This window comes from Chthonomonas sp. (genome assembly GCA_016788425.1).
Lineage (GTDB): Bacteria > Armatimonadota > Fimbriimonadia > Fimbriimonadales > Fimbriimonadaceae > JAEURQ01.
In genome coordinates this window covers 906,403-918,493 of record JAEURQ010000002.1, presented here as the reverse complement: position 1 = coordinate 918,493, position 12,091 = coordinate 906,403, and the positions used below count along the sequence as shown (strand labels likewise).

Sequence of the window (12,091 nt, the reverse complement as noted above, 5' to 3'; positions counted from 1 at the left end):
GACTCGCGGGCGGACATGCCGCTTTTGCAATCTCTTCGTGCCTCGGCCGAGCCGCTCATCGCCCTCAATGCGACCCAGCGAGCGGCCAAAGAGCGCGTTGATGCGGCGCTCGCGGAAGGGATTTTGAACCTGGTGGAGGTGGACTGCGTGAGTGGCGCGCCGCGCGAAACCGCGACGCTGGTCGGCGAGCGCGATCGCTACGGCTTTCCGATTTCGACCTACCTCTGCCCGCAGACCGGGCTGTTGTGGTCGAGCCCGGTGTTCGACGCCGCCAGCCAAGCGCTGTTCTACCGCGACTACTACCGCGAACTTTACTTCGGCGCGAAGCAAGCCTCCGACGAGTTCTTTGCCAATCAGCAGGCCGAAGGGAAGGGCATTCTTGCTTACCTACGCCTGCGGGCGCCAGGTTTGCGCCCTGGCCGCGTGCTCGAGATCGGGTGTGGCGCGGGCGGCGTCCTTAGCGCGTTTCGCGCGGAGGGGTGGGAAGTTGCCGGATGCGACTTTGGCGATGACTACCTGCAGCGCGGTCGCGCGGATGGGCTCGACCTACGGGCCGGCGCATCCGATGCGCTTTTTGATTTATCCGGTGCGGACCTATTGATCGCGCGGCACGTGCTAGAGCACACGCTCGATCCGCTCGCCGAGCTGCAAAACTGGGCAAACTTGCTCAGCCCCGACGGCGTGATGTTCATCGAGGTGCCGGGCACGCTGCGCGCGCTGGATGACTATCGCGAGGCGGGGCGGTACTTCCACATCGCGCACACCTACCACTTCACGCTCCGGTCCTTGCAAGCGCTGGCCGCGCGAGCGGGTCTGGAACTCATTGTCGGGGACGAGCGGCTGGTCGCAGTGCTTCGCCGCTCCGCGCCCACGGAGTCGAATTCGAGCGGGGAAGCCAAGCGGGTGCAAGACTACTTCGTCCGGTGGGAATCGCCGTTTATGCGATTGGTGCAGCGCCTGCGACGCCCGCTGGTGCGTTTACGCGCCAGTGTTGCGAAGCGACTCGGCGGCAAGCTTTAGAAAATTCATCGAAAAGTCATTCGAATTTTCAGGTTTTCGCGTACAATCTATTGGTACTGAACCGATTCAGTAACCTGAAACGATTTCAACGAGGAAAGATCATGAGAACATTAGGAGCCCTTTGTCTGCTCGCCACATGCGCCACTGCAGCGGTCGCGCAAATCAATTCGTTCGTCGTGCAGAACGGCTGGAACAACAACACCGGAACCTTCTCTTACTCCGGCACCTATCCGTCGGTCACGATGCAGATTCTGAACCAGAACAATACGGCCAACAACACGTACGGCGAGCGGTTCATCGCTTGGCTTTCGGCGGATAGCCTCACCCGAGCTAAGATCAACGGCAAGAAAGACTTCTCGATTGAGTATTCGATGCACACGACCACCGACGCAGCGGCTCAGCGCGACGTGGAGGGTGGCTTGCTGTTCCAATACAGCGTCCGCAACCCGGGCCCGAACCAGTACTTCCCGACCTCGCAATACTACGCGAAGTTCAAGCCGCAAATCGAAGCTCCGGTTATCCAAACCTCGGCGGACTGGTGCCTTCCGTTCTACGATTTCGCTGCGGACGGTGGAACTCTGTTGAACAACCAAGTCGTGCACATGAAGTTTGAATACGACTACATTGACGCCGCACCGATGACGTCGGTCCAACGCCTTGGCTACCGCAATGCCGATGGCACCTGGTTCTACTCGCCGTGGATTAACGGCAACTGGGGCGGCCCGGTCTACGACGACGAAATGGAGCTCGGCATCTACTTCCAACCTCTGGTGGAAGCCGCGAATCCGAACCACAACACCACTTGCGCCATCAACGTGATTAGCTTCACGGGCACGCTTGGCGGTCAGCCGACCGTCAGCGGTACGGTTGGCCTCAATACGTGGTCGCAAGCCGTCAATGGTCGCACGGTGAACTTCACCATCTATAGCGGTCTCACGCAGGTCGGCACGGCCAGCGGCACGCTCAACGCGAGCGGCGGCTACAGCTTCAACACGGCCCTCGCCAACGGCACGTACACCGTGATCGCTGACGGCGGTCTAGCTTGGCTGAAGCGCAAGGCAACGATGGTGCTCAACAACGGCGCATCGAACCTGAACTTCACGTTGCCGAACGGTGACATCGTGAACGACGGGATCGTGGACATTGCTGATTACTCGGCTCTGGCCACCGCATTTGATGCAGAACCGTCGAGCGGAAACTGGAACGCAGCCGCCGACCTGAACGGTGACTCGATCATTGACATCGCCGACTACGCCGGTCTTGCCGCTGCGTTCGATCTCGGCGACGACACCCCCTAAGCAGGAGATTGCAGGTTCCCCTGCAGTAACCTCAAAGGCCCGCCCGCACACCCCTTGTGCAAAGGCGGGCCTTAATTTGTGACAAGGCCAAGCACGCAATATTACGGGATTCTCCCTAAAATTCACCGTTTTGTCATAACTCGCGATAGAATAGAAACAAGCAACTGAACCGTTTCAGTAAGGTTCAATTGCCGTAAAGAGAGGGTCCGGCGGCCCGTAAGGGCGAGGCCGGCTACACAGAGGAATATTGTGAAAAAAGCAACTTTGATGATGATTGGCAGTGTCGCCCTTGCTACAAGTGCTCACGCTGTTTCGATTAACGGCTACAAGGTGGAATCGTTGTTCTCCAACACCACTGGTACGTTCTCCAACTCGGGTGCATTCCCGTCGACCACGATGTCGATCGCTAACCAAGCTCCGGTGCAAGGCGGCGAACAGTACGGCGAGCGCTACGCAGCTTGGCTGTCGAGCGACGGCGGCGTGACGAAGGCTCAAATTAATGGTCGCAAGAGCTTTACGCTTGAGTGGGACATGACCATGAGCTCAAGCTTCCGCGTGGAAGCTGGTCTTCTCATGAAGTACGACAACAGCCGAGGCTTCCGCCCCGAGTCGCAGTACTACGTGAGCCACAGCCCGACGCAAACCGCGATCCAAACCAGCGCCGACTGGGTGCTGCCGGGTCACGACTTCGTTGCCCAAGGCGCGAGCTACGCGCTCGGTACCACGGTCCGAATGAGCCTGGAATATCACTTTGCTGGTGCGAACTCAGTGCAACGCCTGACCTTTGGTAGCTACCAGTCGCCGTGGATCAACGGTAACTGGGGCGGCCCGATGTACGATCCGCAAATGGAACTTGGCTTCTACTTCCAGCCGATCATCCAAAACGCAACAACCCCTCAAGACAGCAGCGTGACCTTTAACCTGGTTCGCTTCACCGAAACCGCCGTGCCCGAGCCGAGCAGCATTGCTGCCCTCGCCATCGGCGCCGTGGCTCTTCTGCGACGCAAGCGCAGCTAAGTCAGGCGATTCGTCGTCCTCGGAAAACAAACAGCCCGATGCAACTCTGCATCGGGCTTGCTTGTGCTTAAACTGTTGGTGCCCAGGAAAGGACTCGAACCTTCACCCCCTTGCGAGGACTAGTACCTGAAACTAGCGCGTCTACCAATTTCGCCACCTGGGCAGGTGAAGAAAAATTATACCAGCCGCCGAACGGCGACGCTTAGCCTTCGAGGTCCTTGCGCAGGTTCGTCAGCATGTCGCCGACCGATTCCATCATGTCCGTGGCCGCGCTTGAGTCAGTCGAGCGGCCAACCGTCGAATTGCTCCAGACGGTTGCTTCGACGACCTCGACGGTGCCGAGCATGCTAACCGGACGCACCACGCGCAGTTCGATACTAAAAATGGTGTCGCCGTTCACTTTGGACTTGAACGAGTTGGAAGAAATCACGAGCTCGCCGGGGAGATTGCCCTCCAACTTCACGCCTTCCAGCTTCTTCACGCCGAAGGTTTCCAGTTGTTCCAGCGTGGGGGCAAACGCAGAAGCCTTGCCCTCGACTTCGTGCTGGGCGCGGACTGTCAGCTGGCCCAAGTTGGCAAACGGATTAGCGCGCCGGGGCGCGCTCTTGGGCGTCTCCTGCATCGTTTGGCTGCGAAGCAAAAGCGGCGTGGAGAAGGTCGCACCGACGAGGAGACAAGCAAGAAGCGTTTTTCGCATGGTTTCAGTTTAGACGGCTTGCTCGCGTGGCGGGAACCACAATAATTACCGGGCTCGCTTCCCGTTAGAAATGGCATAAGAACCTCGGGTTCAGCACATGCTTTCGGGCGAAAATTTTTTGGAGGATGGTCTAGTCACGGCTGAGCAACTGCGTGTTGCTCAGGAAAAATTCCGTGAAATGGGTGGGAAAGAACCCATCGCCCGCATCCTCGTCAACATGGGCTACCTCTCCGATCGCGATCGGGTGAAGGCGCTCGGCAAGATGTGGGGAATCCCCTATGTTGACCTCAGCGAGCGCATGCCGTCGCAAGAAGCGCTCGAAACGCTGACCCCGCAACAAGCCAAAAAATACCGCGCTCTCCCGCTCGTCATCCACCAAGGCAAGCTGCTCGTTTCTCTCGCGAACCCGCTCGACGTATTTGTGCTGGACGAGCTCCGCATGATCTCGGGTTACGAGATCGAAGCGCTCATCTCGGTCGAAGAGGACATTGACGCCGCTCTGCTGCAGTATTACGTGCAGGAGAACGAGGTGTCGGCGCGCCTCTCCAGCGTCATCAACGACCTCGACGACGTGAGCTTCACGGCCGTACACGAAGACGATGATGACGGCGAGGACATGGATGATGCGCCGATCATTCGCCTGGCCAGTATGATCGTCGGCCAAGGCGTTTCGGATAAGGCGAGTGACATCCACATCGAACCGCGCAAGAACGACTTGGTGGTGCGCTACCGCATTGACGGCGTGCTCGTGGAGGCTATGCGCCTGCCGCGCAAGGTCATTGCCCCGCTTTCCAGCCGTTTCAAGATCATGTCCAACATGGACATCGCGGAAAAGCGCGTGCCGCAAGATAACCGTATATCCAGCACGGTGAATGGCCAGGAATACGATTTCCGGGTTTCCACGTTGCCGACCGTCTATGGCGAAAAGATCGTCATGCGGATTTTGGATCGGGGCGGCATCAATGTCGGCCTGAACAAGCTGGGCTTCTTGCCGCATAACCTGCGGATTATCGAGGACATGTGCAACCGGAGTTACGGGATCATCCTCGTCACCGGTCCCACGGGCTCGGGTAAGTCCACGTCGCTGTATTCGATGCTGAACCGCGTGAACACCGGCCAGAGCAATATCATCACCATCGAAGACCCGGTGGAGTACGAGTTGGACGGGATCAACCAGTGCTCGGTGAACAACCGCGCCGGCATGACCTTTGCCGCTGGCCTCAAGGCGATGCTCCGCCAAGACCCCGACATCATCATGGTCGGCGAGCTTCGCGACAACGAAACGGCCTCCATTGCCATGGAAGCGGCGCTCACGGGTCACCTTGTCTTGAGCACGCTGCACACCAACGACGCGCCTTCGGCCGCCACCCGCCTGATTGATATGGAGGTGGAGCCATTCCTGATTTCGAGCTCGGTTATTGGCGTACTCGCCCAGCGACTCGTGCGAAATCTCTGCCCGCACTGTAAGAGCCCGGTCGAGACGAATCGCGAGTCAATTGTGCGCCAAGGCTTGCCGCTCGACGAAGAGGTCGGCACCGAGACAAACGGCGTGCTCACCGTGTTTAAGGGCGAAGGCTGTGACAAGTGTAAGGGCGGCGGATATAAGGGCCGAACCGGCGTGCACGAGATCATGATGTTCTCGGACGAGATTCGCGACGAGGTGCTCCTGCGCTCGCCAAGCCACATTCTACGTCGACTTGCGCAAAACAACGGCATGCGCACCTTGCAGCAAGATGCCGTGCAGAAGATCATGCTCGGGCAAACAACGATCGACGAAGTGTTGCGCGTTCTGTACGCATAGTACAGATTTCCTGAAACCTGCCGATACAAAGGGCAGGGTACGGGAACATTTATGCCTCAAGTCTTTAATCAGGCCGCGCTTGCGATTGCGGGACAAATTGCCGAAGTGTCGGTAATGCCGCAGGTTGTCTACAAAATCATGGAGACAATCACGGATAGCGACATCTCCACCGGAGAAATCGAGAAGACCATCTCGGTGGATCCCGGGTTTTCGATCAAGGTCCTCAAAATGGCCAACAGCGCGAGCTATGGCTTGCCGCGACCGGTCACGACGATCCGCGAGGCAGTGGCGTTTTTGGGCACCAACGGCATTCGGCAGATCGCGATGGCCGCGGGCGTGTTTGACATGTTCTTGGGCAAGACCGACACCGAATCGATGCGCCGCCGCGCTTGGTGGCGACACTCGCTCGACTCGGCCATTTGTGCCCGCCATATCGGGCGCCGCTTCCCGGGCAAGCTCAATGTCGAAGAAGCCTATACCTGCAGCCTTTTGCACCTCCTCGGCAAGACGATCATGGACCGCGTGGACCCGAACAACTACGGGCTCGTGGTCGGCAACAGCAGCGCCGGAGGAAGCGAAACGGAGGCGGAAACGCAGATTTTTGGTTGCACCCACGTGGAGGTCGCTCAGGCGATTACCAACCAGTGGGGCCTGCCGCAGGACGTGGTGGACGGGCTCAACTATTTAACCGAGCCGACCGCCGAAGTGGATAAGCCGCTTAACCCTGCGGTGGTCGCGGTGAGCCATCTCATGGCGAAACACGCGATTTCTGGAATTAGCGTGAGCGACCAAACCAAGCTCATGGAGGCCTATCCGCACTGGGCGCTCAAATTACTCGATCTTGATGACCTGAAGCTTCAGGTCTTGGTGATGGAAGGGGAGATGGCGATCTCGTCTGCGCAAGCCGCAGCCTAAACGCAACAAGGAACACGATGATGTCTGACTTCAATTGGGATAACGTTCTGAAACCGAAGGACTCGCCGGGCGAGACCACCGAAACGCATATTGACCCGCGCACCGGCTTGCCGGTCCAGCGCTCGGTGCAGCCCGAAACCAAGGGCGCAACGCCGCCGTCGGCTCAGGCCAGCGAACCCGAAGCGGAAACGAGGAATCCGCTCGACATCAGCTCGTTCATCCCCAAGATGAAGTACAACGGGCCCGCCGACTACGATGAGACTCTGAAGAAAGAAGAAGTTGTCGAAGACGCTCCGCCCGTGCTGGAAGAATTCGCGACGCCGGTGCCCAACGCGTTTGGTCCGAAGGACGACACCGCCCCGGTGACCGAAGTCGCCGAGGCAAAATCGGCCACCGATTCGATTTTGGACGCGATCCCGACCATTCCGGTGGTGGAGAAACCTGCTCCGGCGGCAGCTAAAGAGCCGGTGAAGGAAGAGGTCAAAGCTCCTCCCGCCGCGTCGGCCGAGAGCAAAAACGACCGCGCCGAGTACAGTGCTCCGGCGGGTGCCGAAACGATTCAGAAGCAACGCGCCGCCGCCTTTGAAGGGCAGCCCGAACGCCCGAAGAATTCTTACGGCGATGAGTTTGATGATGTTCGCCGATTGCTGGGCATCACATCGGACACCCCCAAGATTGGCGACCGCCACATTGACGAGGTGCTGCACATGTCGCAAGAAAAGAAGGCGAGCGACATCCACTTTACGGTCGGTCTGCCGCCTCTGGGCCGGATCGATGGCGAACTGGCGCCGCTGGGTTACCAGCCGCTGACGATGGAAGATACGCGCCGCCTGATCTACGACGTGCTTTCGGATGAGCAGATCGAAAAGTTTGAGCGCACGCACGAACTCGACTTCGGTTACACCGTCAAGGGCCTGGCTCGATTCCGTTTTAACGTGTATATGCAGCGGGGAAGCGTGGCTGGTGCGTTGCGGGCGATCCCAAACAAGATTCCGAGCTTCGATTCGCTGGCATTGCCACCCGTGATTCGCGACCTGAGCAAGCGCAGCTCGGGCCTTATCCTGGTCACCGGACCGACTGGTTCGGGTAAGTCGACGACCATCGCGACGATGATTGACGACATCAACGAGTCGCGTCCGACGCACATCATGACGATTGAAGACCCGATTGAGTACCTTCACCGCCACAAGCGGTCGATGGTGAACCAGCGGGAAATGCACTCGGACACGTACAGCTTCCACAACGCGCTGCGCGCCATTCTTCGCGAAGACCCCGACATCATTCTGGTCGGTGAACTTCGTGACCTCGAAACGATCGAAGCCGCGTTGACGCTGGCTGAAACTGGTCACCTTGTCTTTGGTACGCTGCACACCCGCAACGCGCCGAGCACCATCGACCGGATCGTGGACGTCTTCCCGGCCGACCAGCAGTCGCAGATTCGCGTCTTGCTGGGCAACACGCTGGAAGCCGTTATCTCGCAGCAACTGTTGCCGAAGCTGGGTGGTGGCCGCCGTGCCGCCATCGAGATCATGATCGGAACTCCGGCCATTAAGAACCTGATTCGGGAAGGGAAGACCCACCAGATGTATTCGATTCTTGAAACGTCGAAGAACCAGGGCATGATTACGATGGACCACTCGCTGGGCGAGCTCTATCGCTCGGGCAACTGCTCGTTTGATGAGTGCCTGATGCGCGCCGTGGACCGCGAAACCTTTGTCCGCCTCTCCAAGAGCGCGGCCTAAGCCCCTCCTCAGTAGAGCAAAAAGAAGTGGCCCGAGTCCAGGACTCGGGCCACTTTCTTGGTCGTGGGGTTCGGCTCGTTAGCTCGACATATCTTCCATGCCGGTCGCCATCGAACTTCGCTTGCTGAACCAGATGGAGTAGCTCAGAGCCAAGAGCGAGATCACCGTGATCGCGCCAGCGATCGGCTTGCCAAGCGGCAGAATCACGATCGGGGCGATGAGCAGGGCAACCAGGTTCATGACCTTGATGAGCGGGTTGAGCGCCGGGCCAGCCGTATCCTTGAACGGGTCGCCAACGGTGTCGCAGACAACCGCCGCCTTGTGAGCGTCGGTGCCCTTTCCGCCGTACTTGCCGTCTTCGATGAGCTTCTTCGAGTTGTCCCAGAGACCGCCCGAGTTGGCGAGAAGAACGGCGAGCAGCTGACCGCTGACGATACAGCCGACGAGGAAGCCGCCGAGGGCTTGCGCGCCGCTGAGGTTGACCTCAACGTTACCGATTGTCGTCACGTCTCCACCGAGGCTGAAGCCAAAGGCCACGGCCAGCGGAAGGAAGATCGCGAGGATGCCCGGGCCCATCAACTCGCGTTGTGCGGCTTGGGTCACGATGGCGACGCAGCTTGCGTAGTTCGGCTTGCTCGTTCCGGCCATGATGCCCGGATCGTTGCGGAATTGCTGTCGCACGTTGTTGATGAGGTCAAAGGCAGCTCGACCCACCGCGTTGATTGAGAACGCGGAGAAGAGGTACGGAGCGGCCCCACCGATGAGCAGACCGAGGAAGATCTCGGGCTTTTCAAGCGGCATACCCACGCCAGTGAGCATCGCGTCTTCCACAAAGCTGTGGAACAGGGCGACGGCGGCAACAACCGCAGTGGCGATGGCAAAGCCCTTCGTGAGAGCCTTGGTGGTGTTACCCGCCGCGTCGAGCAGTTGCACGGCGCGAGCGGCTTCGGGGTTGCTGTGACCCGCACCCGACATTTCGAACACGCCTTGAGCGTTGTCCGAGATCGGGCCGAAGGTGTCCATGGCCAGGATGTAACCAGTCGTCGTCAGCAGGCCAAGACCCACCAGCGCGATACCATAGAAGCTCAGGATCGGACCACCGTACAGAGCCGGCGGGAAGATGAAGAGCGGAGCGAGCAGCGAGATGACGATGGCCACCACGCTAAACACCGAGGATTCGAGGCCGTAGCTGAAGCCTTGGATGATCATCGGCGCGGGACCGGCCGTCGAAACGGCGGCGGTTTCGCTCACCGGTTTGCCTTCGAGAGCAACATAGTAGTCCGTCAGCTTTTCGAAGACGATTGCCATGAAGATCCCGATGAGGATACACAGGAGGAATCGCCACCAGGCAGCTTCCTTGACGATGAGTTGGGCCACCGGAATCGCGTTCGTGCGCGGCATTGCTACCGGGTTGTTCGGATTCGGGTTTTCCATGGCGGCCTTCACTTCGGCCACCGACTTGGTGTAGTACGACGCCAGACCCATGCCCGGGCCGGCGGGTTGCAGGCTCAGGAGGTCGGTGAAGGCTTCACCAGTCTTGACTTCGGGTCCAACCCCAAAGGCCAGTTGACCCTTCGTGTTCGACATGAGAACGGCCTTGTAGGTCTTCTCAACGACGACGTCGATGTTTTGTTCCTTCTTGGCCTTGTCAATCACCTTGTTGGCGATGTCAACGTCAATCGGACCCCAGGCGAAGTAGCGATAGTCCTTCTTGGGGGTTTCGCCGCGCGGGGTGGGCGTGGTCGGCGCTTGGCCGAGCTTGAGGTAGAGGAACGCGAGCTTGCCGGTCGTGCCGTAGCCCTTGTCACCCGACATCAGATCGCCGAGGGCGATGTATTCGGGCTTGGCCGCATTCGCGGGGTTCGTGTTGTCAACCGGTCGTTGAACCGTGTAGTTGTAGACCGGGTTGGTCTTGTCCGCGAACGAGACTTCCGTGTAGCCGGTCATCTTGTCCGGGGCGCGAGCCGTGGTGGCATCGGCGCCGAGGTTGTTGGCAAGCATGCCTTGATTGGCCGCTTTTTCGTACTCATAGGCGGCCAGGGCAGTTGCGCCTTCGGTCGCCTTTTTGCCCTTGCGAGCTTCGGTGTACTCCTTCCACAGGTCGGGAGTGGTGACCTTGGTGGCGTCGCCTGCCATGGCCGGAGTCTTGGTCGCGATGACCTTCTTAAGGCCGGTGATGTCAGACCACTTGACTTTATCCGCGCCGCCATTCTTTTCGGCGACGACCAAGTACGAAATGACTTCGTCTTGGGTCACGTCCTCAATTGTCGGACCGGTTTGACCGTCCTTCTTGGTGGCGTTGAAGTCAGCCGTTTTAAGCGCGAACACCTTGTTCTGCACGGCCTTGGTGGCCATCAGCTCTTCAAAGCGAACGTCTTGTTGCGTGCGCAACGTGCCCACGTTGATCTTGTCACCTTGGCCGCCCATCATAAGGAAGGCAGCAGCGGCGGTGATCAGCGCGGCGACGACTGCGCTGAGGCGGAAGCCGCGTTGAATCGGCTTCAGCGGATCGCTCGTGAGGTCGTCCGAACCCTTGACACTCGCGATGCCGACGATCGAAGCAACGATCCCAATACCACGGGCAACCAAGGCGAACAGGATGAGCTTCATCCACGTTTGTTGGTCGAAGATTTGAGCCGTAGCGGCACCGAGAACGATGGCGGCCACAAGCGTAACTTCGTAAGATTCAAAGACGTCAGCGGCCATACCGGCGCAGTCGCCGACGTTATCCCCGACGTTGTCGGCGATGACGGCCGGGTTGCGGGGGTCGTCTTCCGGAATACCGGCTTCAACCTTACCAACCAGGTCCGCGCCCACGTCGGCAGCCTTGGTGAAAATCCCACCGCCAACGCGCATAAAGAGGGCGGCCAACGAGCCGCCAAAACCAAAACCAACCAGAAGCTTCATGGCTTGCTCGCCAGCAAGCAGGAAGATGGCGGTCGCGCCGATCAGACCGAGGCCGACGGTGAGCATGCCGGCGACGGCACCGCTTTTGAAGGCGGTTTCGAGCGACAGTTTGTAGCTGCTCAAGGCGGCGTGGGCAGTTCGGGTGTTGCCGTCAACGGCAGTCTTCATCCCAATGTAACCCGCGTAGTACGAGGCGGCCACACCCGCGACAAAGCTGAGTGCGAGGAAGCCCGAAACGGCGGGTCCGTACTTGTTGAAGTACGCGCCAAACAGGATGGCACCGATGATGAAAACGAAGATCATCATGGTCGAAACCTGCTTGCGGAGGTAGGCAAGGGCGCCTTCCTTAATGGCGGCACCCACTTCTTGCATCTTTTCGTCGCCCGGCGACAGCGCCAAGAGCTTTTTACGAAGGCCGAAGCCGTAGATGATAGCGATCAAACCGATCGCCAGAGAAGCGTAAAGATAAAGTTTGTCCGTGTTCGAGAACTGCAGCTTCACATTGGCTTCGGCGCTAGCAAAAGCGAATGTGGGCAAAAGGGCGAGAAACGTAGCGAGTACGCGTCCCATGACCTTTCGTGCAGGACTCATTCCACCGGGATGAGCTTGTTTAATCCACGACATAATTTTTGGGTGCTCCCATGCAGAGAACGCCGCCCCAGCCGGTAGGGCGGGACAGTTGCCGACGAGAGTA

Annotated in this window: 8 protein-coding genes and 1 tRNA gene; 6 read left to right on the top strand and 3 right to left on the bottom strand. The window is 59.1% G+C overall.

Annotation, left to right across the window (positions count from 1 at the left end; genetic code table 11):
* The first annotated feature begins 15 nt into the window (after positions 1 to 15).
* The 3 genes from JNJ45_06440 (at position 16) to JNJ45_06430 (ending at position 3,335) form a co-directional block, all read left to right on the top strand.
* A complete protein-coding gene (locus tag JNJ45_06440; protein ID MBL8048303.1) occupies positions 16 to 1,020 on the top strand; it encodes a class I SAM-dependent methyltransferase in 1,005 nt (334 codons plus the stop codon).
* A 101-nt stretch (positions 1,021 to 1,121) separates the two neighbouring features.
* A complete protein-coding gene (locus JNJ45_06435) occupies positions 1,122 to 2,318 on the top strand; it encodes a hypothetical protein (GenBank protein MBL8048302.1) in 1,197 nt (398 codons plus the stop codon).
* Between the two features lie 249 nt (positions 2,319 to 2,567).
* Positions 2,568 to 3,335 carry a PEP-CTERM sorting domain-containing protein gene (locus tag JNJ45_06430; protein MBL8048301.1) on the top strand — a complete coding sequence of 256 codons (768 nt, stop codon included), beginning with the start codon at positions 2,568 to 2,570 and terminating at the stop codon, positions 3,333 to 3,335.
* Positions 3,336 to 3,411: 76 nt separating this feature from the next.
* On the opposite strand, the gene JNJ45_06425 is transcribed toward JNJ45_06430, so the two are convergent.
* A tRNA-Leu gene (locus JNJ45_06425) sits at positions 3,412 to 3,498 on the bottom strand.
* Positions 3,499 to 3,537: 39 nt separating this feature from the next.
* Positions 3,538 to 4,032, bottom strand: a complete 495-nt coding sequence (locus JNJ45_06420) for a hypothetical protein (GenBank protein MBL8048300.1) — start codon at positions 4,030 to 4,032, stop codon at positions 3,538 to 3,540.
* A 178-nt stretch (positions 4,033 to 4,210) separates the two neighbouring features.
* On the opposite strand from JNJ45_06420, the gene JNJ45_06415 reads away from it, so the two are divergent.
* The 3 genes from JNJ45_06415 to JNJ45_06405 are packed head-to-tail and all read left to right on the top strand — an operon-like array spanning position 4,211 to position 8,490.
* Complete coding sequence (locus JNJ45_06415; GenBank protein MBL8048299.1) at positions 4,211 to 5,833, top strand: type II/IV secretion system protein; 1,623 nt, start codon at positions 4,211 to 4,213, stop codon at positions 5,831 to 5,833.
* A gap of 51 nt (positions 5,834 to 5,884) precedes the next feature.
* Positions 5,885 to 6,748: an HDOD domain-containing protein gene (locus tag JNJ45_06410; GenBank protein ID MBL8048298.1), complete on the top strand. Its 864-nt coding sequence runs from the start codon at positions 5,885 to 5,887 to the stop codon at positions 6,746 to 6,748.
* 20 nt (positions 6,749 to 6,768) lie between these two features.
* Positions 6,769 to 8,490: a PilT/PilU family type 4a pilus ATPase gene (locus tag JNJ45_06405; GenBank protein ID MBL8048297.1), complete on the top strand. Its 1,722-nt coding sequence runs from the start codon at positions 6,769 to 6,771 to the stop codon at positions 8,488 to 8,490.
* A gap of 78 nt (positions 8,491 to 8,568) precedes the next feature.
* On the opposite strand, the gene JNJ45_06400 is transcribed toward JNJ45_06405, so the two are convergent.
* The gene (locus tag JNJ45_06400; GenBank protein MBL8048296.1) at positions 8,569 to 11,988 is read right to left on the bottom strand and encodes a sodium/proton-translocating pyrophosphatase; all 3,420 of its coding nucleotides are present in this window, start codon (positions 11,986 to 11,988) and stop codon (positions 8,569 to 8,571) included.
* Positions 11,989 to 12,091: the final 103 nt, after the last annotated feature.

What these genes read in the sequence shown, in the direction of transcription:
- JNJ45_06400 (MBL8048296.1), bottom strand. Translation starts at nt 11,988, where the DNA reads ATGAGTCCTGCACGAAAGGTCATGGGACGCGTACTCGCTACGTTTCTC.
- JNJ45_06440 (MBL8048303.1), top strand. Translation starts at nt 16, where the DNA reads ATGCCGCTTTTGCAATCTCTTCGTGCCTCGGCCGAGCCGCTCATCGCC.
- JNJ45_06410 (MBL8048298.1), top strand. Translation starts at nt 5,885, where the DNA reads ATGCCTCAAGTCTTTAATCAGGCCGCGCTTGCGATTGCGGGACAAATT.
- JNJ45_06405 (MBL8048297.1), top strand. Translation starts at nt 6,769, where the DNA reads ATGTCTGACTTCAATTGGGATAACGTTCTGAAACCGAAGGACTCGCCG.
- JNJ45_06435 (MBL8048302.1), top strand. Translation starts at nt 1,122, where the DNA reads ATGAGAACATTAGGAGCCCTTTGTCTGCTCGCCACATGCGCCACTGCA.
- JNJ45_06415 (MBL8048299.1), top strand. Translation starts at nt 4,211, where the DNA reads ATGGGTGGGAAAGAACCCATCGCCCGCATCCTCGTCAACATGGGCTAC.
- JNJ45_06420 (MBL8048300.1), bottom strand. Translation starts at nt 4,032, where the DNA reads ATGCGAAAAACGCTTCTTGCTTGTCTCCTCGTCGGTGCGACCTTCTCC.